The organism is Bradyrhizobium sp. UBA2491, from assembly GCF_002341725.1.
Classification (GTDB): Bacteria; Pseudomonadota; Alphaproteobacteria; order Rhizobiales; family Xanthobacteraceae; genus Bradyrhizobium.
Genome location: NZ_DDOP01000039.1, coordinates 178157 through 204426, shown reverse-complemented (window position 1 = coordinate 204426; position 26270 = coordinate 178157). Strand labels below are relative to the sequence as shown.

At 65.2% G+C, this 26270-nt stretch carries 14 protein-coding genes and 1 tRNA gene; 9 read left to right on the top strand and 6 right to left on the bottom strand.

Going from position 1 to position 26270, the window contains the following annotated elements:
* The first annotated feature begins 226 nt into the window (after window positions 1-226).
* From mnmA to B2W55_RS12150, 9 genes are all read left to right on the top strand, one after another.
* Window positions 227-1423, top strand: coding sequence for a tRNA 2-thiouridine(34) synthase MnmA (gene mnmA, locus B2W55_RS12190; RefSeq protein ID WP_024582973.1), 1197 nt, complete (start codon window positions 227-229; stop codon window positions 1421-1423).
* Between the two features lie 74 nt (window positions 1424-1497).
* On the top strand, window positions 1498-2136 hold the full coding sequence (locus B2W55_RS12185) for a class I SAM-dependent methyltransferase (RefSeq protein WP_024582974.1): 639 nt from the start codon (window positions 1498-1500) through the stop codon (window positions 2134-2136).
* A 53-nt stretch (window positions 2137-2189) separates the two neighbouring features.
* Window positions 2190-2561 (top strand): hypothetical protein, encoded by a 372-nt coding sequence (locus B2W55_RS12180; RefSeq protein WP_024582975.1) that lies wholly within the window; start codon window positions 2190-2192, stop codon window positions 2559-2561.
* Window positions 2562-2677: 116 nt separating this feature from the next.
* Window positions 2678-2754 (top strand) — tRNA-Met (locus tag B2W55_RS12175).
* A gap of 420 nt (window positions 2755-3174) precedes the next feature.
* Complete coding sequence (locus tag B2W55_RS12170; RefSeq protein WP_244442278.1) at window positions 3175-3834, top strand: STN domain-containing protein; 660 nt, start codon at window positions 3175-3177, stop codon at window positions 3832-3834.
* A complete protein-coding gene (locus tag B2W55_RS12165) occupies window positions 3831-4388 on the top strand; it encodes an RNA polymerase sigma factor (protein WP_024582977.1) in 558 nt (185 codons plus the stop codon). The genes B2W55_RS12170 and B2W55_RS12165 overlap by 4 nt, the downstream gene beginning before the upstream one ends.
* A gap of 34 nt (window positions 4389-4422) precedes the next feature.
* Window positions 4423-5409, top strand: a complete 987-nt coding sequence (locus B2W55_RS12160) for a FecR family protein (RefSeq protein ID WP_024582978.1) — start codon at window positions 4423-4425, stop codon at window positions 5407-5409.
* A gap of 254 nt (window positions 5410-5663) precedes the next feature.
* Window positions 5664-18383, top strand: a complete 12720-nt coding sequence (locus B2W55_RS12155; protein ID WP_168200262.1) for a filamentous haemagglutinin family protein — start codon at window positions 5664-5666, stop codon at window positions 18381-18383.
* A 130-nt stretch (window positions 18384-18513) separates the two neighbouring features.
* Window positions 18514-19056, top strand: a complete 543-nt coding sequence (locus B2W55_RS12150; protein ID WP_024582980.1) for an RNA polymerase sigma factor — start codon at window positions 18514-18516, stop codon at window positions 19054-19056.
* A 32-nt stretch (window positions 19057-19088) separates the two neighbouring features.
* On the opposite strand, the gene B2W55_RS12145 is transcribed toward B2W55_RS12150, so the two are convergent.
* From B2W55_RS12145 to B2W55_RS12120, 6 genes are all read right to left on the bottom strand, one after another.
* Complete coding sequence (locus B2W55_RS12145) at window positions 19089-20021, bottom strand: sugar-binding protein (RefSeq protein ID WP_024582981.1); 933 nt, start codon at window positions 20019-20021, stop codon at window positions 19089-19091.
* Between the two features lie 94 nt (window positions 20022-20115).
* A complete protein-coding gene (locus B2W55_RS12140; RefSeq protein ID WP_024582982.1) occupies window positions 20116-21198 on the bottom strand; it encodes an ABC transporter permease in 1083 nt (360 codons plus the stop codon).
* Entirely contained in the window at window positions 21198-21962 is a 765-nt protein-coding gene (locus tag B2W55_RS12135) for an ATP-binding cassette domain-containing protein (RefSeq protein ID WP_024582983.1), read from the bottom strand. Before B2W55_RS12135 ends, B2W55_RS12140 begins: the two co-directional genes overlap by 1 nt.
* 40 nt (window positions 21963-22002) lie before the next feature.
* Entirely contained in the window at window positions 22003-23355 is a 1353-nt protein-coding gene (locus B2W55_RS12130) for a carbohydrate porin (RefSeq protein ID WP_024582984.1), read from the bottom strand.
* 297 nt (window positions 23356-23652) lie between these two features.
* On the bottom strand, window positions 23653-24714 hold the full coding sequence (locus tag B2W55_RS12125) for an ABC transporter permease (protein WP_024582985.1): 1062 nt from the start codon (window positions 24712-24714) through the stop codon (window positions 23653-23655).
* Window positions 24711-26237, bottom strand: a complete 1527-nt coding sequence (locus tag B2W55_RS12120) for a sugar ABC transporter ATP-binding protein (protein WP_024582986.1) — start codon at window positions 26235-26237, stop codon at window positions 24711-24713. The genes B2W55_RS12125 and B2W55_RS12120 overlap by 4 nt, the downstream gene beginning before the upstream one ends.
* Between the last annotated feature and the right edge of the window lie 33 nt (window positions 26238-26270).

Genomic DNA, 26270 nt, shown 5'->3' with positions numbered 1-26270 from the left:
CTTCTTTTTGCCCGGCGGCAAGATTTGCCGTCTGCGCGTGGCACGCCACGGCTTGCGCCGGATTGCCTCGCCGGAATACGGCCTATATTAAAGGTGGCCTCCAACGCGTCCTGAACCGACCGAGCCGATCTTGGACGCGTTCTAAGGCTCTCTGGACAAAGGCTTTTTCCAATTTCGTCGCGGAGCGCATAAGCTCGCCGCGACAGTGACCAATGACCGCTTGAAGATGCTCAACAGCCTGGACCTCGAAGGCCGCCCTGAAGACACCCGGATCGTCGTTGCGATGTCCGGTGGTGTCGACTCGTCGGTGACGGCTGCGCTGCTGAAGTCGCAGGGCTATGACGTGGTCGGGATCACGCTGCAGCTCTACGACCACGGCGCCGCGACCCATCGCAAGGGCGCCTGCTGCGCCGGCCGCGATATTCACGATGCCCGCAATGTCGCCGAGCGGATCGGCATCCCGCATTACGTGCTCGACTATGAAAGCCGCTTCAAGCAATCGGTGATCGACAATTTCGCCGACAGCTACGCGCTCGGCGAGACGCCGGTGCCGTGCATCGAGTGCAACCGTTCAGTCAAGTTCCGCGATCTGCTCGCGACCGCGCGTGAGCTCGGCGCGCAGGCGCTCGCCACCGGCCACTATGTCGCCTCGCGCCGGCTCGCGGATGGATCGCGCGCGCTGGTCTGCGCGGCGGATGCCGACCGCGACCAGAGCTACTTCCTGTTCGCCACCACGCGCGAGCAGCTCGACTTCCTGCGCTTTCCGCTCGGCGACATGACCAAGCCGGAGACCCGCGAACTGGCGCGGCGTTTCGAGCTCGAGGTCGCCGACAAGCAGGACAGCCAGGACATCTGCTTCGTGCCGACCGGCCGCTACACCGACATCATCGGACGGCTGAAGCCGAATGCGATCGCGCCGGGCGACATCGTCGATCTCGCCGGCAACGTCGTCGGCCAGCACCAGGGCATCGTTCATTTCACCGTCGGCCAGCGCAAGGGCCTCGGCATCGCCTCCGGCCATCCGCTCTATGTGGTCAAGCTCGACGCGGCGACGCGCCGGGTCGTGGTCGGGCCGCGCGAGGCGTTACGGATGGACCGCATCGCGCTGCGCGACGTCAACTGGATCGGCGACGGTGCGCTGGATCGCGTGATCGGCGACGGCATCGAGATCTATGTCCGCGTGCGTTCGACGCGCGCACCGCAACCGGCATGGCTGCGCGCCGCCGGTGGCGGCTATGAGGTCGAGCTCGTTGCCGGCGAGGAGGGCGTGTCGCCCGGCCAGGCCTGCGTGTTCTATGACGCGGCCTCCGGGCAGGCGCGGGTGCTTGGCGGCGGCTTCATCAAGAGTGCGACCGCAAGCCGTGCGACGCGTGGCGTCACAGGCGATACAGTGGCGCCGCTCGCGGAAGCGATCCGCGGCTAGCGCATGATCCGGAAAAGTGGCAACCGGTTTTCCGAAACGGTCATGCGCAAACAAAGCTGAATTCGGGGCAGGGAATGGCTGGGGACATCGACCGCGACGGGGTCGAAAAGGCGTATGGCCGCTGGGCACCGATCTACGATCTGGTGTTCGGCAAGGTGTTCGATCACGGCCGTCAATCGACCATCGCGGAAGCCGACCGGATCGGCGGACGCGTGCTCGATGTCGGCGTCGGCACCGGGTTGTCGTTGTCGGAATATGCGCGCACGACGCGGCTGTGCGGCGTCGATATTTCCGAGCCGATGCTGCGGCGGGCGCTCAAGCGCGTGCGTGCGCTGGGCCTCTCCAATGTCGAGACGCTGGCGGTGATGGACGCCAAGAACCTCGCATTTCCGGACGCATTCTTCGACGCGGTGGTCGCGCAATACGTCATCACCGCGGTGCCGGACCCCGAGGCGACGCTCGACGATTTCATTCGGGTGCTGAAGCCAGGCGGCGAGCTGATCCTGGTCAATCACATCGGCGCCGAGAGCGGGGCGCGCCGGGTCTTCGAACTGGCCTTCGCGCCGTTGGCGCGGCGGCTCGGCTGGCGACCGGAATTTCCGTGGGCGCGACTGACCGACTGGGCGGCCAGGCATGGCGGCGTCAGTCTCGCGGAACGCAGGCCGATGCCGCCGATGGGGCATTTCTCGCTGATCCGGTTCCGCAAATCGTGAGCCTGCGGCGATTTTGACGGGGAACATCGGCGCGTCGTTCCGGTTTTCTCGTCATGACGATCAACCGAACAGTCGCTTTGTCCTGGGTGCTGATGCTGGCGCCGGCCGTGGCCGCGGCGCAGGCGCCGCCCGCGCCAGCCACGCCACCGGCACAGACCGCGCCGCCGGCGCCGTCACGTGCCGTCCAGAATCAGAATTGCGCGCCGCAGCAGCCGTCGCATCCGGGCGCGGCGGCTTCCGAGGGAACCACCACTGGACAGGGCGCCCAGCCGCTGGGCGACAAGCTTGCCAAATCCGACGGTGTGCTGTGCCCGCCGGCCGGCGTCGATCCCGAAATGCGTGCGCCGACCCCGCAGGGCGGCAACACGCCAGTGATTCCACCACCCGGCAGCCCCGGCGGCGACCCGTCGGTCAGGCCAAAATAGCCTCTCGCCGCAATAGTTTGCGGCCCCGTCCAGCTTTGCTTGACAGGCGCGCATGCCACTCTTTATATGCCGCGCGTTCGCAAGGAGCGGCTCCAAGCCGCCATACGCGAGCCCATGGCGGGGTAGCTCAGCTGGTTAGAGCACGGGAATCATAATCCTGGGGTCGGGGGTTCGAGTCCCTCCCCCGCTACCATGAGCCGCTCACTCAGCGATTTTCTCCGCCAAACCACGATGTCCTGCGCCCGGCATTCGCCGTGGCGCCGATCTCGTCGAACCAATGAGCGGGCCGTTCACCGCGGTGGATCCGTCCCGTGCTCTGGAGCGCGACCTCTCCCCCGCTCGTCGCTTGACCACGTTCATGCTTCGATCTGCGCAAGCTTCAAGAACGTCCGTTGTGGACGCGCGCGGTTTGGGTAGCTCGTCAGATGCGGCTCGCTACGACAAGCGTTGAAGCGCAGTCGTTGCCGCAAATCCTGTTCGAGGCCTCTCGTCATGCCTTTGTCATCTGGCAGGGCTACCTGCCGTTGTGGTGGAGCCTTCCTCGGATCCCACAGAAATGGCAGTTGGGTTTTACTTGCCGGGATCGGTCCCAAGATGCGGTGCCTTGTTGGCGGTGATTGGTTTGGTTGTTGCGATTGCCGCCGTCATTCCGCAGGGCGTGTTGGCCACTGAGCCGCTCATCGAATTCGACATCCCGGCCGAGCCGCTTGACACGGCACTGACCGCTTATGGCGCGGCAACGCGCATTCAGTTGCTGTTCGATGCCGATATGACCGAAGGGCGGCGAACGAACGGGGTGAAGGGGGCCTTCACCGCCGAGGCCGCGCTTGCGCAGCTGCTTGCCGGAACCGGGATTGCTGCGCGGATGATCGGTAATGATGGCCTCACGCTTGTTCCCGAACTCACCGACGGAAACCGGCGCAGCACAAGCGACATGTCTCCGACGGTGCGGCGTTTCGACGCCTATTCGGCGCGGGTGCAAGACGCGCTGCGCAACGCGCTGTGCCGTCAAAGGGAGACGTTGCCCGGCTCGTATCGTGTGCTGGCACGGGTCTGGATCGGGCGGTCAGGCGCGACCGAGCGTGCGGAACTCCTGACATCGTCCGGCGACGCCAAACGGGACGCGATGCTCGCGACAAGCTTTCGCGAACTCGTGGTTGGGGCAGCGCCGCCGAGCGATCTGCCGCAGCCGGTCACCTTGCTCATCACGTCGGAAGCAATCGCGGACGGCTATTGCCAGGACGCCGCGCGGGGCCGCGAGGCGAGGCGATGACCGAGACCTTGCTGTCGGCGTTGCGTCGTCTTCTGATCGACGACTATCACGGCCTCAAGGAGCGGTTGGGCCGCCGGTTCGGCTCGTTCGATTTCGCCAGCGAGGTGCTTCACGAAGCGTGGTTGCGGCTGCAACGCAGCGACGCCGGTGCGTCGGCATCCGTGGTGCAAAATCCAAGGGCCTATCTCTACAAGGTGGTCCTCAATGTGGCGACCGATCGCCAGCGCGCGGAACGGTCGCGGCTGGTTGTGGCCGATGTCGAGGCGATCCACTTGCGGGCTCAAGATGATCTCGATCCCGCGCGCATTGCCGAGGCGCGGCTCGAACTGGAAGCGCTGTCCGAGGCCATCAACGCCATGCCGCCGCGCCGGCGGGCGGTTTTCGTCGCGGCGCGGCTGGAAGGCCTGCCCTACAAGATGATCGCCGAGCGGCTCGGCGTGACGGTACGGGTGGTCGACCGCGAACTGGCGATCGCGCTGGATCACCTCAGTAAAGTTTGGAGAAAAGACGAAACCGGGGGCGGAACGGGTGACCTGGGATCGTCTAGGACATGAGGCAATCGGCAGAGCGGATCGAACCAGGCAGGCCATGAGCATTCCACACCGAGATTCGGCGGGCAAAGCAGCGCTGCGGACGGAAGCGCTCGACTGGCTGCGCCGGCTCAACAGCGGTGAGGCCACCGGAGCTGACGTTCAGGCCTTTGATCGATGGCGTGAAAGCAGTCCCGCCCATGCCACAGAGTTTGCCGAGGCGACATTGTTCTGGAATGTGCTCGGCGATGCCGCGCGCAAGGCGGAGGACGCCCGAGCGGCGCAGGCGGCCGTGTCGCAGCCGCAACGAATGCTCGCAAGGCGCGGCTTTCTCATCGGCGGGGCGGCGCTGGCGGCGTCGGCCGCGGGCGTGGTGGCGCTTCGGCCGCCGCTCGAACTGTGGCCATCCATCGCCGAACTCGCTGCAGATTATCGCACGAGCACGGGTGAACGACGAAAGATCGAGATCGGGAACCTGGCCGCGGTGGAGCTCAACACTCGGACCAGCCTAGATCTGCGTGCCCCGGTCGACGGTGGTGCTCAGATCGAGTTGATTGCGGGAGAGGCCGCAGTCTCCAGCCGCGGGACCGTCGACCGCGAACTGGTGGTGATCGCGGGCAATGGCCGTGTTGCCGCGCGCGAGGCTTCCTTCAACATCCGCAAGGACGGTGCCTCCGTCAGCGTGAGCTGTAGTGCCGGCGAGCTTGTGGTCAATTGCCAGCAGCGTGCGGTCACCATTCGGAATGGACAGCAGATTGTCTATGACGCCGGGGGTCCTCACGAAATTAGCGGAATCGACCCGGAGACCGTTGCTGCCTGGCAACGCGGATTGCTGATATTCCGCCGCGCGCCGCTGACCCAGGTGATCGATGAGGTGAATCGTTACCGCTCGGGGCGTGTCGTCCTGCTCGATGCGGCGCTCGGCCGACGTCTCGTGGTTGCAAGTTTCCGCCTCGACCGCATTGAGGATGCGGTTGATTTCATGTCGAAGGCGATGGGTATCCGGATTCGATCCTTGCCTGGTGGCGTCGTGCTGGTGGGGTGAGGGCTCGCAAGGCGGGGCGATCCCGTTCCCTGCAAAAAAAATCTGGAGCGTCGGTGGATTCCACGATCCGCATCCGTCTTCGCAGCGGATCGAAAATCGATGTCGCTGAGAGGATCGGAATGCCCCATCGTCAAGCCACCCGAAGCAAGGTGCATCGCGCCACCCGCGCCTCTTCCATGGGGTCGACGATCCTCGGGGTACACCATGTGCTCTCACGGCGGCTGCTTCTGACTGGAACAAGCGCGTTGGCGTTGATGTTGACCGCACCCCAGGCGGCGACGGCGCGGCCGTTTGGCAGCTATGCCACGACGACGGCGGCGCCTGCGGTCGCAAGTGATGCCGCAAGTCGCGCCGCTCAGCAGGCCACCGACGTCGCCAGGCAGAGCCAGGATGCGCTCATGCGTGCGGCAAGGGCGATCGAGGCCCTGCAAGCCGCCCAGGCCAGCGCGCGCAACGCGGCGGCCGCCACGCAGCGTTCGAACGCCTTGCCCCAAGTGGTGGTGCCGAACGGTCTGACGCCCGGCGGCCTTCAGGTGGCGCCGGGCGCGACCGCGGGCTCGAGCCTGTGGCAGGGCGCCAATCTGCCGACACAGTCGGTCAGCGGCGGCCAGGCCACCGTCACCGTCGAGCAGACCGCCGCGCGGGCGATCCTCAACTGGCAGACCTTCAACGTCGGCAGCCAGACCACCCTCAACTTCAATCAGCAGGCGAGCAACTGGACCGCGCTCAATCGCGTGGGCGGCAATCTCGCTCCGAGCCAGATTCTCGGCCGTATCAATGCTCCCGGCCAGGTGCTGGTGATCAACCAGAACGGCATCATCTTCGGCGGCGCCAGTCAGATCAACGTCGGTTCGCTGATCGCTTCCACCGCCGCCATCACCGACCAGCAGTTCATCACCAATGGCATCTACTCGTCACAGAGCAACGCGAGCTACCTGCCAAGCTTCAGTGGGGCAGGCGGAAAGATCGTCGTCGAGAAGGGTGCATTGATCACGACCAATCCGCCGGTATCGAACACATCGGGCGGCGGCTTCGTGTTGCTGATGGGTAGCGAGGTCACCAATGCCGGCGCCATCACCACGCCCCAGGGGCAGGTCATGCTCTCCGCTGGCGACGACTTCATCCTGCGACCGGGGTACGGCACCAACGTCAACCAGTATTCGACGACTCGAGGCAACGAGATCGCTCCCTTGCTGCGCGCAGGCAGCGTCAGCGGCGCGGTCGGTAACACCGGTCTCATCCTGGCGCAGCGGGGCGACATCACGCTTGCCGGTCACGCCATCACCCAGGATGGGATCCTGCTCTCGACGACGTCGGTCAATCAGCGCGGAACCATCCATCTGTTGAACTCTGCCTCGGACGGCACCGGCAGCGTCACACTGACCGGCAACAGCATCAATTTGGTCCTGCCTGAGACTGATGCTGCGGCCGCGCTCGTGGCCGGCATCAATCCGAACGCCACCGCGTTGAATGCCCAGCGCGATAGTTTGATCGCGGCGTCGGGCGCCAACGGCCTCGCCACTGGCCTGTTCGACAATCTCTCGACGCTCGCCGATCGCAAGGACCAGTCTCGCGTCGAGATCGTCAGCGGCGGCATCGTGAATTTCCGGAATGGTTCGCTGACGATGGCCCAGGGCGGCCAGGTGGCGGTATCTGCCGGCAAGCGTGTCTTCGCCGAGACGGGATCGGTCATCGACGTGTCCGGTATGACCGGCACCGTGCTGGCGATGTCGACCAACGACATCTCCGTGAATATCCAGGGCAATGAGCTGCGCGACTCCCCGCAGAACCGCGACAGTGGGACACTGCTCAACAAGAATGTCTGGGTCGACGCACGCAATCTCGTTCTGGTGCCGGCGGGCACCGGAGGCTATGCCTCCGATCGCTACTACACCCCGGGTGGTCTGCTGGAAGTTTCCGGCTATCTCAGCAATACAGGGCATACAATCGGAGAATGGACCGCCGTCGGCGGTTCGATCACGCTATCCGCGCCGGAAGTCGTCGCCCAACGGGGCTCGATCTTCAACATCTCCGGCGGCGCGGTGCGCTATCAGGACGGCTGGATACGTCAGACCAATCTGCTCGGTAGCGACGGGCGAATCTACGACGCCAATAATGCACCGTCCGGTCTCACCTATGTCAGCCTGGCGAATGGCTTCGTCGTCAACCATCAACGCTGGAACGTCGTCGAGATCTATCTCAGTCCGTTCGGCAGGGGCAGCGTCCGCTGGGAGAGCGGCTACACGATCGGACGCGATGCCGGCCGGCTCAACCTCTCGACTCCGACCGCCGTCTTCGAAGGCGCGATCCTTGCCGATGTCATCGATGGAGAACGGCAGGCCACGGCGCGTTCAGCGGGCGTCACCGACGGCTACAAGTTGACGCAGACGACCGTGCCGCTGGCCGGTACGCTCGCGCTCGGGAAGTACACGGGCTTCGGTCTCACCGGCGCCTACAACACCAATGTCCGGTTCGGCAATGTGGCGCCAATCGGCGATGGAGTCGGTGCAACCGATGCGCTGCCGTCGAATCGTGCCGGAACCGCCTATTTCGATGCGCCGACGCTCAACAGTTTCGGGCTCGGCGGTCTCAATTTCGCAACCAGCAACCAGATCACCGTTGCTGCGCCACTGACGCTCGCGCCTGGAGGCCAGATCACCTTCGCGGCCCCGTCGATCGCCCTCAACGCTGACGTCACGGCCCATAGCGGCAGCATCACGCTCGGCAACATCATGCACGCGGTGCTGGCGAGCGGCCAGTTGGAGCAATGGTGGGCGCTGACGACGGGAAGCACGCCGGCCTCCGTGGCCATTGGTTCTGGTGTCACCGTCGACCTGTCGGGGTTGTGGACAAATGCGCAGGTCGATCCGAGCAACACGTCCGGTCTTGGCTATCTCAACGGGGGGGCGCTGACCGTATCGACCACCGGCGGCATCACGCTTGCGAGCGGCAGCCTCGTCGATGTCTCATCCGGCGGCGCCATCGTCCTGAACAACAAGACGCGGGGCGGAACCGGCGGCAGCGTCAGCCTGATCACCAACGATTATTCCCACCTCGGGGCCACCAATTATTTCAGCACCGACCGCTCGGCGCCGCTGATTTTCGACGGCACCGTGCGCGCCTATGGCTTCAATGGCGGCGGCAACCTGACGCTCAATGCCGGTCAGACCATCGTCATTGGCGACGATGCGGCGCTCGCAGGCGGTACGCTCGCAGCGAATACGCCAGCCCGCATCAGTTTGAGGCTCAATCAGGACCTCGTCATCCCGGCCGGCAGCAAGGTTCCTATCGACTACACCAACGCGCTGACGTCCGCGCCGCTCGATCAGCCGACATCGGTCGCGATCTCGCCGAATTTCGTGCCGAACTCGATCACGACCGCGGGCGCCTGGGTCGTTCCCGCGGGGGTCTATGCGTTCAGCAGCACATTTGCATATTTCGGCACGGGACAAACGGTGCCGGCGGGTACGGTGCTTTTCTCGATCAGCCCGGTGCCGGCCGGCACGGTGCTGCCGTCGTCGGTGTTTCCCCAGAGCTTCACTGTCGTGCCGCAGGTTCTGGCCTCGTATCACGCCGGTGACCTGACGACTGCGCCCCTAACGCTGCCAGCGGGCACGCTGATTCCCGCCGGCACGGTGTTGCCGACTCCGGCGGCTATCAAGCCGGTGCTGACGCTGGACAGCGGCCTGCTGGCATCGGGTTTCACCAGCTACAATATCACCAGCGGCACTGGCCTTCTCGTCACCGATGGCGCCAACGTGAAACCGGTGGTGCCGGTCTATCAGTTCGCTGCGACGTCGTTCGCTGCGCGGAGCGGAGGCGGATTGGCTGCCACTGCCGAGCTATGGCTGCCGCCCGCTTACCTGGATGATCCGGTCGCTGCCAAAGTCACACCGCGCATAGGTGCGGCCCTGACGCTTGCGAGCCTCGGCGATTTTACGCTGCAGCGAGAGGCTGCGATCGCTGCCGATCCTGGCAAGTCGGTCAGCATCCTCGCCAACGGCCAGACCACGATCGACGGTCGAATCACGGTTCCGGGCGGTACGATCAGCGTCAACAGCGTCGTGGACGCGGCGGGGCAGGCGCAGGTTGCCGGCCGCCACGGTAGTTTCTCGCTGACCCGCTCGGTCTGGATCGGCGAAGATGCCGTTCTCGACGTGTCAGGCACGGCCGTTATCGCGCAGGACCGATCGGGCCGCAGCTACGGCACGGTGAGCGACGGCGGTACCATTCAGCTCGGCGGCACGGGGGTGGCTGATCAGGCCAGCGATGCCTTCATCGTCATCCGCCCGGGCGCCCGGCTCGATGCCTCGGGCACGTCGGCGATCATCGATCTCTCCGCCGGGGCGTCGCCAAGCACGCCATCGCGTCCAAGGCTCGTCGCGAGCAACGGCGGCAGCATCGGGCTCTATTCCGACAACGGCATCTATCTTGACGGCGAAATGCGCGCCTCGGCGGGCGGCCCCGGAGCATCCGGCGGCACGCTCGCAGTCAATCTCGTCGGCCGCATCTACACCCCGCTGATTGCCGGGCCGCTGGCCCCTGACGGCATCGGTCTGATCCCCGATGCGATCCAGAAGCTGCACAACGTCACCATCGTCCAGAACAACCCATCGAGCGGATTGGCCGCGGATTTGACGCCGGGCAAAGCGGACCCGGCGCTGCAATTCGGCACCGCCGTGCTCGGCGTCGACCAGATTCACGCCGGAGGATTCGACTCGCTGTCGTTGCGCACGTCCGACCTGTTCGTCTTCAAGGGCGACGTCAATCTGGCGATGCGGCGCAGCCTCACGCTTTCTGGCGGCATCATCACCGCCTCGAGCGACACGCCCAACGCCGCTATTTCGCTTGCCGCACCCTATGTTCGGCTGGACGGCCGGATCGACAACAACCAGGCGTCACTTCAGCAGTATCAGCCTGGCCTCGGTGTCAGTGGACCGAGCCTCCGCAATGACAACAGCCTCCATATCGCGGCCGACCTGATCGATATCAGCGGCACTCTCCGCTTCGGTGCATTCGGCGCTCAGGGCAGCGGTGCGCTGCTCTATATCAGCGATACCAACAATATTCCGGCGCCGTTTACCGACCAGGGCACCCATACGTCGGGACCGCATCTCGTCAATGCACCGGGGTTCGACCAGATCACACTCCAGAGCTCCGGGGACATCCGGCTTGCCACCAGCGCGGTGGTGGCTCCCGGCGACCTGACCATTCAGGCAGCCCAGCTCTATCCGCTCAGCGGCGCCAACGCTGCAATCTACGTCGGCATGTATCTGCGGACCAACAATACCGGCGGCGTCTGGAGCCCCGCGCTCAAGCCCGATGCCCTGCTGACCATCCGCGGCAATGGCGGGGCTCTCCCCGCGGTGCCGGCTTCGGCATTCGGCCAACTGTCCTTTATCGGCGCCAAGATCGACCAGGGCGGCATCGTGCGCGCGCCGCTCGGTGCCGTGTTGTTCAATCCGCCGCTCATCTCGAACATAAATTACGACGATACCGTCACCAAGCCGACGACCGTGATCTTCCGATCCGGTAGCGTCACCTCCTCCAGCGCCAACGGGCTCACGATGCCGTTCGGCGGCACGCCGGATGGCATCACCTACCAGGGGGCAGGCACGCTGCTCGATCTCAGTTCGCTCGAGGTCCTGTCAGGGGGGCAATACCGCGTTGCGACCGGCATCTCCATAAGGACCAACTCGATGGTCGGCGAGCCTGGCGCCGTGCTCGACATGTCCGGTGGCGGGATGCTTGCCGGCGCCGGCTTCATCTCCGGCCGCGGCGGTTCGGTCAATGTCCTGACGACGCCGTTGGCAAGCGCCAATCCGGCGAATGCCGGCTTTAGCTCGGCGGGCAACAAAGTCTACGCCATCCTGCCCGGCTACGCGTCGGCCTATGCCCCTTCAATCGCCTCCAATGGCGCGGGCGATCCCGTCGTCGGCCAGCAGGTCACGATCGGCGCCGGCGTGCCGGGATTGCCAGCAGGAACCTACACGCTGCTGCCGTCGAGCTACGCCTTGCTGCCCGGCGCGTTCCGCGTCGAGCTCGGCGGCACCAACACGACGCTGACTGGAGCGGTCGGACTCGGCAACGGATCCTACGCGGCGACCGGAACGCTGGGAATCGCCAACACCGGTATCGTGAACGCGTTGGCGACACAGCTCCTGCTCACGCCCGGTCGAACCGTCCGCAGCTACTCGCAATACAACGAGATGAGCTACAGCGACTTTGCGCGCAGCCAGGCGGCGACGTTCGGCGCAGTGCGTCCGCGTCTCCCGTCGGATGGCGGCGTGCTCTCGCTCAGTTTCGGCACTCCGCCGGACAGCGGCCAGTCACTGGCCTTCGCCGGCACGGCCCTGTTCAACGGCAGCGGCGACGGCATCACCGGCGGATTGATCGTCAACTCGTCGGCACCAAGCAATATCATCGACATCACCGCACCTGACGCTGCTCCGATCGCCGGGCATACGTCGCTTTCGAGCGCCGATCTCAATGCGTTCAATGCCGGCTTGCTCGTCGTCGGCGGGCATTCCCTTTACTGGTTCGACCAAATCTACGGGCCCCGGATCCAGCTCAGCGGCAGCGGGACCGTCAACGTCCTCGACGGCGCGACGCTGCAAGCGGGCCAGGTCTTCCTCGTCGGCAACAACATCAATGTCGCCGGGACCGCCACGATCGACACCCGCGGCAAGACCGGCGCGGTGATCGATTCGACGCTTGGCTACGTGTACAGCAATGCGCAGAACGAGCAGTATCCGGGCGGGCCCGCCGTGCTCGCGGTCGGCAATGGCCGGCTGAATTTCCTGCCGATCGGCGGAACCGGCGCGATCTCGCTGGCGAGCGGCGCATCGCTGTTGACGGACGGCAGCATCGTACTCGGCGCGCCGGGACAGCTTAACATCGGCGACGCCAACTTCGGCGCACGCTATCTCGCAGTGACGCAGAACCAGATCAATATCGGCGATACGGCATCGCTCGTCGCCGCCCAGGCAGCTGGCGTGCTGCCGGCCGGCTGGACACTGACTCAGGTCGAACTCGACAGACTGCTGCGTCCGTCCACGACAGCGGGCGTGCCTGCACTCGAACAGTTGATCCTGACCAGCGGCAGCCTCAACTTCTTCGGCACCGCGTCGCTCGACGCCACTGGCGGACCGAACGGGAAGTCGTTGCAATTCGTGATCAATACCCCGGCGATCTACGGTCGCGGGGGAGCCAACGATCGCGCGACGATCATCGCCGATCGGCTGATTTGGAACGGAATCCGGACCGGCAGCCCGCCGGCCTATGGCAGCATGCCACCGCCCGCCGTGTTGCCGGGGGGCGCCGGCACGGGCTCGGGGCAGTTCAACATCAAGGCCAACGAGATTCTGTTCGGCTACGATGCCGCGAGCCGGCCGACCGATGGTGCTACACTCAATCGGATCGCGCTCGGCTTCTCCACGGTCAATCTCGGCGCGGCGACACGTATCACTTCCAACGGCAACGGCACGCTCTCGGTCGGCCAGACCAGCGATGCCTCCGGGACCCTCGTTGGTGGTAACCTCAATCTGACGACGCCGCTGGTGACGGCAACCAACGGCGCGGTGCTGGACATCAAGGCCGGCGGCACGATCAATGCTGCGGCGCCTGCGGGCATGGCGCCTGCCAATACCGCGGCCGTGACCGATCTCGGCGGCACCGTTTCTCTCACCGGTGCGAGCGTGGTTCTCGACACCGCGGTGGCATTGCCGAGCGGCAAGCTGACGTTGAGTGGGACCAACGATGTGGCGCTCGGCAGCAACGCCCATATCGATCTTGCCGGCCGCAGCATTGCTTTCTTCGACGTCACGAAGAATAGCTGGGGCGGCACCCTGGTGATGAGCAGCGGGCAGGCGAACATCGTCCAGTCTGCGGGCTCGGTGATCGATGTGTCCGCCGTCAACAACGTCGGCGGCAGCGTCAGCGCGACGGCCGGCAATGGCGCGGTGCTGTTCGGTGGTCAGGTGCTGGGTGGCAGCAGCGGCGGTTATACCAGCGGCGCGTTCCTGGCGACGGGCCAGAGCATCGGCAATTTCGCCGCGCTCAATACGATGCTGAATGCGGGCGGGGTGTTCGGATCGCGTGCCTTCGACATCAAGCAAGGCAGCCTCGTCGTCGGCGACGAGGTCAAAGCCGGCAGCGTCACGATCTCGCTCGATGGCGGATCGCTTGTCGTCAACGGGAAGATCGACGCCAGCGGCACATCTCCTGGCACGATCCGCCTCTCGGCGCGCGACACTCTCGACCTCACCGGATCGGGCGTGCTCGATGCGCATGGCACCGTACTCAAGACCGACAGTTACGGTCAGCCGATCGCGGCCAGCAACCGCGGAACCGTCGAGCTGACCACCAGCCGGGGCACGTTGCTGCTCGATGATGGTGCACGCATCGACGTCAGCGTCACCTCGCCACAGGGCGCGTTGCTCGCCTCCTACGGACAAGTCAACCTCAATGCGCCGCGCACCGGCGGTGCGGGTGGGTCGGGTGACGGTGCCAACGACGTTGCCATCAATGCGCCCCGTGGCGTGACCGTCACCGGCGCGGCGAGCATCGCGGTCAACGCGTTCCGGACCTACACGCTGCCCGGCGGCAGCACCATCGATCAGGCCTATCTCGTTGCGCGCGACGCCGAGAGCACCGCGTTCATCAACGCGGCCCTGGCGAACAGCAGCCTGCTGCAGCGTCTTGCCGGACTATCGAGCTATTCCGGCGCGTTCCATCTGCGCCCCGGTGTCGAAATCCGATCTGATGGCGATCTTTCGACTGCCGGTGATCTCGATCTCTCCGGCTTCCGCTACGCCAGCCTCAATCCGTTCACTCAGAAGACCGGGGTCCTGGGCTCGGGCGAGCCCGGTGTGCTGGTCGTCCGCGCCGGCGGCAACCTCAAGATCAACGGCAGCGTCAACGATGGGTTTGCGCGGCCGCCGGCTTCACCCGATAGCTTGAAAGTTCTGTTCTCCGGGACGCTGGATTCCGACTACACCGTCCAGACTGCCGGGGCGACATTGTCCGCCGGATCGTCGATTCCAAGCGGCAGCACGATCAACATCCCGCTGACCCTCCCGGAAGATACTTATCTCAACCAGGATCCCACTGCCGCGCATCCTTTCCCTGTTGACGTCGTGCTCTCCGATCCATTCCAGCCAGCCTTTTCGGGGCGGCGCGTGTTCGGAACGATCTACAATCCGGACGGGAGCGTCCTCTATAGATCCGGTGACCGGATTTCCACCGCCATCACCTGGCAGATTGGAACCAGGATCGCGGCTGGCACCTACTTCTCAAGCTCTCTGCTCGTTATCGGGGCGTACATTCAGTCGGTGACCCTGCCGGCCAATGCCGACCTTACCCTCTTCAACGGCTATACGTTCGCCCAGAATGTCTCGCTGCCGATCGGCACGATTCTGCCTGCCGGCATGAGTGTCGGGTCGTTGACCGCGGCGGGTGACCGTCAGGTATGGGCCATCGCGCCGATGCTCGCGCCGGGATCGCAATCCTGGTCGATGCGCCTGGTCGGCGGCGCCGATCTCGCAGGCGTGGACAGCCGCGCCTTGCAGTCAGTCTCGACGCTGTCGGGCAGCGGCAACGTCGTGCTGAACGATCCCTTCAACGTCAACCTGGCCGGCACGGGAAACCCGAGCCCGGGTGTCAGCGTGGTGCGCACCGGCACCGGCAGTCTCGAGATTCTCGCCGGCGGCAACTATCAGCAGACCTCGCCATTCGGCGTCTACACGGCAGGCACGGCGATTACCGTCGACGCTGCGTACAATATCGGCCGCGCAACGTTGCCCGATGGCTCGGTGATGGGACAGGCCAATGCGGCTTACGAGCCGACGCTCAATCCGCAACGCATGTACTACACCGACGGCGGCGGCGACGTGCTGCTGGCAGCGCAAGGCGACGTTGGTGGCAATCTGCCGCCGGGCGCGACCGCAGTGGGCAATTGGCTGTGGCGTCAAGGCGGCGCCGCGCTCGGGCAGGCGACCGCGTGGGGCGTCAATTTCGGTAGCTATGTGGCGACGTCCAACTATCCGGGGCCGCAGCCGGCCCTGTCCGCCTTCGCCGGAGTCGGCGCGTTGGGAGGCGGCAATGTCACGGTCACTGCGGGGCACGACATCGGGGATGCCGGGCAGGGCATCATCGTCGCAATCGGCGGCAGCGGCCGCGTGTTGGGTGATGGCAGCCTCGCGCAAACCGGCGGCGGTTCGCTGAAGGTGGCGGCCGGCAGCAATGTCGGTACCGGCGGCAACCAGTTCGTCAACCTGCGCGGCGACACCAGCGTCGATGCGGGGGCCTTTGGTACCCTGACCGGAACAAACTTCGGCGTTAGTCTCGCTGATCCGCGCCCCGCCAACCCGCTGATACCCTATGGGATGGTTGCAGTCGCTGGTGGCTCGTTTGCGCCAGGCGACGGAACCATTGCCGTTCGCGCGCGCGGCGACCTCGCGATGGGGACTATCGATGACCTGGGTCGTGGCCTGCTGTCTCAGAACGCGAGCGCTGGCGGCAATGGCCTGCAGACCGCGTCGTGGTTCACGCTTTGGACGGGAACGACTGCGGTCAACCTGTTTGCCGCGGGCGGCAATCTCGCGCCGCTGTCCTCCGACCAGGGCGTCTCCAGAATCGGACTGTCGACCACGTCGGTGCTGCCGCCGATCCTGCGCGCGGTTGCCGGCAATGGCAGCATCTACCTGACGCCGGTGGATGCCGCCAGCAGCACCCAGATGCCGTCTCCCCAGGGCGAACTCGATCTGCTCGCTGCCGGCAAGATCATCGCATCGTCGAACGGACTGTTGGGCCCATCGGCGACCTCGTTGTCGAGCCTGGCGACGCCGTTCAATCCCGGCTGGCTGTCGTCGCAGGCTGATAGTTCCGGCGGCACGCAGATCACTGCGTCAAACTTCTGGGGCAAATTTTCCCAGCCTCTCGACGGCATGTCGGGCGCCGGCCTGCCGCTGTATACCTTCGGCCCGAACACCGTGACCGACGCCACCGCTTTCGGCGGCGCGGACATCGTCTCGCATGTCTACGCGGTCGGCGGCGACGTTCTCAATCTCAGATATGGGGCGACCTATATCGGTCTCGCCTTTATCGGCAATCAGAATGTCAGCACGACGTTCTATCGGGCGATGAAGCCGGTGCAGATCCTCGCCGGTGGCGACATCGTGAATCTGAACGGCATGATCCTTCACGATAGCCCCTCGGACATGTCGTTGATCGCTGCCTCCGGCAACATCATCTATGCCGGCATCAACGACTTCCTCGACGACAGCACTGGCAGACGCTCCGTGCCCGGTCTCCGCGTTTCAGGTCCCGGCTCGCTCTCGCTGGTTGCGGGGAAGAACCTCTATCAGGGAGCGACCGCAAGCGTTGAAGGTCTTGCCTCCCTGATCTCGGGCAGCACGACCCCGGTGGCTGCGGTGTCGCTGCTGGCCGGCGTCGGCCCCGGCGAGCCGGGTGTTGGCCAGATCAACTATGCGGGGTTTGCCGCCCGCTATCTCGATCCCGCGAACGCGGCCGATCCCTCGAAGCCGCTGGCCGGCCAGCCGGGCAAGGTTATTCAGACCGCGGACACAGTCGCCACGCTCAAGGATCTGGCGGTCTGGTTGAAGAGCGCCGCCGGCTACACCGGCGACGAAAGCGGCGCGCTGGCGTTCTTCAGCGGCCTGCCGGCGTCGCAGCGGGCGCAGTACCCGACCAGCACGCCGCTTTATGCCTGGCTCAAGAGCACCGGTTATGCCGGTACGCAAGGCGACGCGATCGCCTATTTACTCGGCAGCAGCGCGTTGCAGAGCCGCTTTACCTACAATGCGATGCTCTACGGCTGGCTACAGGTCAACTACGGCTACACCGGCGATCAGGACGGCGCACTCGGCTTCTTCCGTAGCGCGCTCTCGCTGCAACAACAGGCGACGTTCGATCGCATGGTCTACTTCGCGGAATTGACGGCGAGCGGCCGGGAGTACAACGACGCCAGTGGTCTGCGTCCGGGAAGCTATCTGCGCGGGCGCGACGCGATCGCGGTGCTGTTTCCGAGCCAGGGCGCCGGCGGGCAACCGCAAAGCTACCAAGGTGACATCACCTTGTTCAGCGCGCTCGATGCCAATGGCAGATCCCTCAGCGGCTTCGTCCGCACCGGACCCAGCAATGGCAGCGATGGCGGCAGCATCCAGTTGATGGCGCCGGGCGGAAAGGTGCTGGTCGGCACCGAAGGCGTGACACCCACGTCGGATGCGGGCCTCGTCTCGCTCGGGCAGGGTGGCGACATCGGCATCTATGCGCAGGGTAGTATCCTGCTCGGGCAAAGCCGCGTCATGACCGTCTATGGCGGCAACATCAGCGCCTGGTCGGCGGAGGGCGACATCAACGCCGGCCGCGGCTCCAAGACCACCGCGATCTACACGCCGCCAAACCGGACCTATGATCCTTACGGCGGTGTGCAATTGACTCCTGTGCCGCCGGTGTTCGGCGCGGGTGTCGCCACCATCCAGCAAGTTCCGAGCGTAAGACCGGGCAATATCGACCTCGTCGCGCCGCTTGGCAGCATCGATCTCGGCGAGGCCGGCGTCCGCGTCTCCGGCAACGTCAACCTGGCTGCGTTGCAAATCATCAATGCGACCAACATCCAGGTACAGGGCGTGTCGTCGGGCCTGCCGGTCGTCACCGGTCCGCCGGTCGGTGCGCTGACCTCCGCAAACAACACGACTGCGGCGTCTCAGCAGGCGCAGCCCGCGGCACCTGCTGCCAACAGTCAGCCCTCGATCATCATCGTCGAGGTGCTTGGCTATGGCGGCGGAGCCGACGGCGAGACGTCCCCGGAGGACAAGCGGCGGCCGCCACCGGCCGAGCAACGGAGCTACAATCCCAACGATCCCCTCAAAGTGGTCGGCTACGGCCCGCTCACCGACATCGACACGCGAGGCCTCACGGATGAAGAGAAGCGCAAGCTTGCTCCGCAGTGACGCCGGGGTGTCTTCCGTTCCGATTGAATCGGAACGGGGCTCTGGATTGTTGGACTGACGCGTTTCCTTCCCGCGAACCGCTGTCCATTTCGCGGGAAGGCGCTCTAAGAGGCAGGCAGGGGCTTCGAACGTGGGTGATGTCAATCAGGCCAGGCTGCGCGACCAGTTGGTGGAGAACTATGGCGGGCTCATTACAAAGCTGACGCGCCGCCTGGGATCCTCCGACTTCGCCCATGAAGCGCTGCACGAGACATTCCTGCGGCTGGATCGGGTCACGGAAGCGGAGCCGGTGCGCAGCCCGAACGACTATCTGTTTCGCATCGCTATCAATGTCGCCAAGGATCGCCACCGGGCGCAGAATTATCGCGTCGGCGTGTCCGACGTGGAAGCAATACTGGATATCTGCGATGATCAGCCCGACGCCACGAGGGTGGTCGAGGCGCGCTCAGAGATCGCAGCCTTGAAGCGCGCGTTGGCCGAGCTTCCGGAGCGGCCGCGTCGCGTGCTCGAGGGCATTTCGATCGAGGGCCGCACAGCGCATGACGTGGCGGATCACCTGCGGGTCAGCCTTCGGACGGTCGAGAATGATCTCCGGCTGGCCTTGCGGCATTGTGCGGCCGCTCTTGGCCGCACCGTGGTCCGCCGCTCCGGTGGGCCGAGGTTGCGTCCGTGATGGGCGGCGCAGCCTCTACCGAACCTGCGCGGCTACTTCAACATCGTCGCGACATTGTCCTTGGTCACGATGTCCAGACCGGTGTGGATGATCTCCGGCACCTTCTGGCCTTTCTTGATCGCCAGCAGGGTGTCCATCGCCTTTCCGCCCATCTCGAATGGGCGCTGGCCGATCAGTGAGTTGGCATAACCCTCGTTGAGCAACTCGAGTTGCATCCTGAGGGTGTCGGCCGCGACGAGTGTGAACTTGCCGGCGTCGAGATCCTTCTTGCTCTTGCTGACGAATGCCTTGAAGCCTTCCGGCGCGAACATCGGCCAGCCGCCGACCGGGATGATCGCTGCGAGGTCTGGGGTCGCCGTGCGCAGATCGGTCATCTGCTGTACGGCAAGCGCGGGGTCGTCGTTGCAGAAGGTCGGCGAGCCCCCGACCTCGGTCCACTTCGAGCCCTTGAGCGCCTCACGAACACCGTCGACGCGCTCGGCCAGGTTCTCCGCGCCGGGCCCGCCCGAGATTAGCGCGTACTTGCCGCCACCGGGCCGGAGCTTGAGCAATTGCTTGCCGAGCGCGACGCCGAACTCCCTGTTGTCGGTGCCGATATAGGCAATCCGCTTCGAGCCCGGCGCGTCCGAGTCGAACGTGATGACGGGAATGCCGGCCGCGGTTGCCGCCTCGATCGACTTGGTCATGGCCGCGACATCGGCGACCGAGATGGCCAGGCCGTCGACCTTCTGGGTGATGAAATCCTGGATGATCTGCGCCTGCGTCGCCGGCTCGTGCTCGACCGGACCCTTGTAGATGCATTCGACGTTGCCGAGTTCCTTGGCGCGCTTCTGGCAACCGTCGCGCGCGAAATCGAAGAACGGATTGTTCATCGCCTTGGGCACGATCACGAACTTGTAGTTCTGCGCAAATGCTGGCGTGGCCATCACGGTGAGGACAGCGGCGGCAAGGAGTGCTCTTCTCATTGTACGTCCCTCCATAGCTTTTGCGTCTATCACTTGCAGTCGGTGGCTACGGGAGGCGGATAGACGTTCATTTCGTTATCCTCCCGGAAAATCTTCACGCCATGCGCGAACGGAGACGATCGACCAGCACCGCTGCGATGATGATCACGCCGACCAGGGTCTGCTGCCAATAGGAGTTGACCTGCGCGAGCACCAGCCCGTTGCGGATCACCTCGAGCAGCATGCAGCCGACGATCGCCCCGAGCGGGCCGCCGAGTCCGCCGGCGAGATTGGCACCGCCGATCACGGCGGCGGCGATGACGTTGAGCTCGTAGGACGACGCCATGTTCGCCGGTGCAGATCCCAGCCAGCCGCAGATGATGATACCCTGCAGACCCGCTGCGAGTGCGCAGATCACATAGACCTCGATCTTGACCCGCACGACCGGAATGCCGGTCAACGCGGCCGCCTTCTCGTTGCCGCCCAGAGCGAAGACGTGGCGGCCGAAGCCGGTGTGGTGCAGCACGATCGCCATCGCCACCGCGAGGATCACGAGGTAGATGAACGGCGCGGGCAGGCCGAATACGACGCCCGACGTCAGCTCGTAGAAATAATCGGCGTCGGGACCGCTCGGAAAGCTGCCGCGGCCGTTGGAGACGACATAGCCGAGGCCGCGTACGATCGAGAGCATGCCGAGCGTGGTGACGAACGGCGACAGCCCGAGCACAGCGATGCAGAAGCCGTTGACGAGGCCGACCACGAGCGCAACGCCGAGTCCCGCGAGGACCGAGACCAGCAGGATCAAGCCGGGCAGGTTGGCGATCACGGTCTTGCCGTCGCCAGCCAGATGCACGAACCACCCGGCGCCCGGCAGGCCCGGTGTCGATATCTGCGTCATGACCATCGAGGTGATCATCGCGGAAAAGCACATCACCGAGCCGACCGAGAGGTCGATACCGCCCGTGATGATGACAAAGGTCACGCCGAGCGTGGCGATCGCGATGAAGGAGAAGTTCTTCGCCACATTCTGGATGTTTCCTTCGGTGAGGAAATATGGGCTGGCGAAGTTCATCACCACGAACAGCGCCACCAGCGCGAGCAGGACGTAGCCGGTCTGCGACGCCAGGAAGCCGCTCTGCCACCATTTGGTCTTGCCGACGTTGCTGAAGGTGATCGGAGATTCCACCGGCGTGGCCATCACGCAGCCTCCTTCGCTCCCGTGATCAGGGAGGTGACTTCCTCGGGGCTGCTGTCGCCGATCGCCTTGTCGGCTCGCTTCTCGCCGCGGCGCATGACGACGACGCGATCGCAGACCGCGAAGACGTCGGGCATGCGGTGCGAGATCAGCATGACCGCAACGCCTTGCTCCTTCAGGCGATGGATCAGGCTCAGGACCTGTTCCACCTGGCGGACCGAGATCGCCGCGGTCGGCTCGTCCATCATCACCAATCTGGCGTTGGAGAGCCGCGTCCGCGCGATCGCGACCGCCTGACGCTGGCCGCCCGACATCTGCCTGACGAGATCGTCCGGGCGCGTCTCCGAACGCAGTTCCGCGAACAGTTCGCGCGCACGTGCCGCCATCGCCTTGTGGTCGAGCAAGGCGAACGGACCGAGCCTGCGCTTGAGCTCACGGCCGAGGAAGACGTTGGCCGCGGCCGTGAGATTGTCGGCCAGCGCGAGGTCTTGATAGACCACCTCGATGCCGACCGCGCGGGCGTCGATCGGCCGGGCGAAATGAACCGCCGTGCCGTCGAAGCGGATCTCGCCCTGACTTGGCGGGAAATTGCCGGCGATGATCTTGACCAGCGTCGACTTGCCGGCGCCGTTGTCGCCCATCAGGCCAACCACCTCTCCGGGAGCGATGCGGAGGTCGACGCCATGCAAAGCACGAATGGCGCCGAACTCCTTGCCGATTCCCTTCAACTCCAGGACCGGCAGTCCGGCGTCGTGAGGGATCACCATGGTTGGCCTCGCTCAGGCATGCTGGCAGACCGCCGCCGGATCAGAAGTGCACCAGCGTGCGCAAGCCGAGAATCCAGGCATTGTCGGTCTTCACGCCGGCCGCATTGTATCCGCGCCCGCCGGGATTGATCACGTACTGGGCGTCGAACTTGAGGTTCATCCAGCCGGTCGCCTGCCATCCATACCAGGCTTCGATCGGAACTTCGTTGCCGCCGGCATTGGGTGTGAGGGCGGCGGAATTCACGTGGGTCGTGCCCACCGCGAAGCCGACTTCGTCGTCCGGGCGCCATGAGAACGTTCCGGTGTGCCTGAAGCCCAGTGCGATCTGGTAGTCCTGATAGGAGGTCCGATGATCGGCGACGGTGGTATTGAGGAAGGTGTACCAGCCCTGTGCCTTCGGGCCGTCGACGGTCAGCCGTTGCAGGATCGATTCATAGACGCCGTAGCGGCCGCGTGAATCTCCCAGATTCTGATCCGAGACGCCACCGATGCCCGGCGCGATCGCGATGATCCCCGGCAGGCCGCCGTCGATCGTCGAGGCGCTGTCATACCAGCCGCCGAAGCGCCACGTCCCGTTCAACGGACCGCTCGGCGCCCAGACCAACTCGACCGGCACCAGCACACCCGATGCACGGCTCGAACCGGGGACGCCGGGCAGGAAATAGGTCGCGGAGTCCGACGTCGTCAAATAGTTCGGGTTGGCATCGTAGACACCGACCGACAACTGGAATTCCTTGGCGAAGTTGTAGTGGACCACACCGGCCCATTGGCTCACCGGCCAGTTGTAGATGTAGCCACCCTGGATGTTGCCGGGCTGGCCGCCGCAGAAGGTCAGGTTGATGAATTCGCAGAGGCCGAAGAAGAAGTCCGAGCCGACCGGCAAGCGGCCGCCCTTCAGTTCGAGGCGGTCATCGAACAGCTTCTGCGAGTAATAGAGCTCGGTCAGGCGCAGGATGCTGCCGCGGCCGAACACTTCGTTGGTCAGTTGCAGGGCCGGAATGCCTGCCTCGTCGTTGAGGTTGCGGCCGAAGCGGTCGACCAGCGTCAGGCCGACCGTGCCGCCCTGGATGCCGGCAAGCTTCGCCATGTCGAACTTGGCCTGGAAGAACAACTGCCCGGCCTGGGTCGCGGTGTTCCTGTTGCCGCCCGACAGGTTGCCGACGGCTTCGTCACCCAGCGTCAGGGCAAGCGAGATGCCGCGGTCCTTGAGCTGCGTCCTGCCGAGATCGCCGAACAGATACGGCCGCGTCCAGAAATCGTCGGTCTCGGTATAAGGCACAGGCGGAGCCTTGGTGAACAGATCGGCCGCATGCGCGCCGCCGCCGCCGAACAGAGATAACAAGGCGATCCCCACGCCGCACGCCCGCGCGGTGGCTACTGACCTAAGTGACATTTTCTGCACTCCCAGCGTCCCCGGCTTTGTCGATTGTTGTGTCACGTCCCCGCCCAAAGCCCTTCAGCGTGGAACGCGCCCCGTTTGTGATTCCGATCGTTCAACTTGAGATGGAAAGTGCGGGCGCGCCAACGCCCGTCGAGACGGTGGTGAGGGGCCGTCCGCGGTGCGGCCAGACCCGCCATGCAAGGCCAACATCGACGCGAGCGCCATGCACGTGATCAATCTTGCCCAATGAACTCCTCACCACATTCCTCCCCTCAAGTCGCCGTTCTCGATCGTGGTTCCTTCGGCTTGTCATGCCTGATCGCCTGTCGTCGTCGGCAACGCAGCCGCGCCGTGCGGCGTTGCGCTTTGCAGAATTGTGCTGTCCTTCGGCTTGGGCGCGGTACGGGCGAGGCCGGCCAGCGCAGCCTTGCGCCGCCGGCGGGCCTGCAATTGCTGATCCGCCAGCACGCCGATCAAAATCACGGTCCCCATCACCGCGAAGTTCAGCGAGTTGGGAATGCCCAGGATGTTGACGAGATTCTGCAGCACCTGCAGCAGCGCCGTCCCGAGCACGATCCCGAGGATGGAGCCCTCGCCGCCGCGCAGGCTGCAGCCACCGAGCACCGCCGCCGCGATCGCGTAGAGCTCGTAGAAATTTCCGAACGAGCTCGGCGAGACCGAGTTGGTGTAGAAGACGAACAGCACAGTCGAAACGCCGGCGAGGCCGCCACTGATGATATAGGCGGTTGCGATCACCATGTTCGTGTTGATGCCGGAGAAGCGCGCCGCTTCCTCGTTCTTGCCCACGGCATAGAGCCAGCGTCCGTAGACCGAACGATGCAGCAGCACGCCGAGGATCAGCGCGAGGATGATCAGGAAGATGAAGGTGTTCGGGATGCCAGCGATGTTGCCGGAGGCGATGTTGCTCAGCGTGCTGGCCTCGTCGCCGTAGCCGAAGCCGCGCGTCGAATCGCTGGTGTAGTAGCGCGCGGCGCCGCGATAGATCAGCAGCCCGCACAGCGTCACGATGAAGGGCTGCATCTTCAGCCGCGTGATCAGGAAGCCCTGGATGCCGCCGAGCGCAAGCCCGCCCATCAGCACCAGCAGCAGCGCGAAGGGCCAGGGCACCTGATACGTCGTCAGCAGATCGATGAAGACGACGCCAAGCAGCGCGAACATCGAGCCGAGCGATAGATCGATACCTCCGGTGATGATCACGAGCCCTTCACCCAGCGCGAACACGCCGAACAGCCCGATCAGATTGGCCATGTTCAGCAGATTCACCAACGACAGGAAGGCCGGATTGATCGCGCCCGTGATCGCGGAGATCACCACCAGCAGCAACAACAGGCCGAGTTCTTTCTTCATCATGACGCGGCGGTCTCCATCGTCTCCAGCGCCTGGCCGACCGCCAGCCTCAGCACGTTGTATTCGCTGAACTTCTCGCGCTCGAGCACGCCGCTGACGCTGCCTTCGTGCATCACCGCGACCCGGTCGGAGACGCCGATGACTTCCTCCATGTCCGAGGAGATCATCACGATCGCTACGCCCTGGTCGGCGAGGCCGCGCATCAGCGCGTAGATCTCGCTCTTGGCGCCGACGTCGATGCCGCGGGTCGGCTCGTCGAAGAACATCACGCGCGGCCGCATCGAAAGCCACTTGCCCAGCACCACTTTCTGCTGGTTGCCGCCGGAGAGCGTCACGGCTTCGATGTCGACGCTCGGTGCCTTGATGGACAGGCGCCTGGCTTGATCCTTGGCGATCTTGCGCTCGGCCGCGCCGTTGACCAGCCACATCCGCGCGTGGTCCAGCAGGCTCGCCAGCGTCACATTCTCCCGGATCGGCAGCTCCAGCACGAGCCCGGATTTCTTGCGATCCTCCGGCACCAGATAGATGCCTTGCCGGATCGCGTCCCGCGGCGACGCGACCCCGACCGGCGCGTTGTCGATCCTGATTTCGCCGCCGAGTAGCGGGTCGACGCCGAAGATCGCGCGGGCGAGCGAGGTGCGGCCGGCGCCCACCAGCCCGGCGAGGCCGAGGATCTCGCCGCGCCGCACCGACAGGTCGATCCGCCGGCCGGGAAAGGCCGTCGTGACCACGCCGGCGATGTCGCAGCCGCCCGGCTGCGGCGCGCTCGCCGGCGGCGTGTACAGCGCCTTCAGGTCGCGGCCGATCATCAGGCGGATCATCGCGGCGTGGCTGAGCTCGTCGCGCGCCAGCTCGCCGACGGTGCGTCCGTCCCGCAGCACCACGACGCGATCGGCGCAGCTCATGATCTCGCCGAGCCGGTGGGAGATGTAGATCACCGAGATGCCGTGTGCCTTCAAGTCGGCAATCACTTCGAGCAGCCGTTCGGTCTCCGAGATCGTCAGGCTGGAGGTCGGCTCGTCCATGATGATCACGCGGGCGTCGATCGACAGTGCCTTGGCGATCTCCACCATCTGCCGCTCCGCGAGCGACAGATTGTCGACCAGCGTGCCCGGCTTGAAATCGGCGCCCAGTCGTTCCAGCAGCGGCGTGACGCGGGCGCGCATCTCGGCATTGTCCACCAGTTTCAGCGGGCCGCCGGCAAGCTTCTCGCGCCCGATGAAGACGTTGGCCGCGACGTCGAGATTGTCGAACAGGTTGAGCTCCTGGTGCACGAAGGCGATACCGGCCTGGGTCGCCTCGCTCACCGTCATCCGGGCGTGTTCGCTTCCGCCGATGCGGATCACGCCCGCGCTTGGTGCGATCACGCCGGCCAGTACTCGCATCAGCGTCGATTTGCCGGCGCCGTTCTCGCCGATCAGGCCCAGCACCTCGCCGCGATGCAGGCGCAGGTTGACGTCGTCGAGCGCCCGGACGCCGGGGTAGGTCTTGCTGATTCCGCTGAGCTCCAGCAGCGTCTCGGCCATTCGGAATGTCCTCCTGCACGCCGCCCGGCGGCC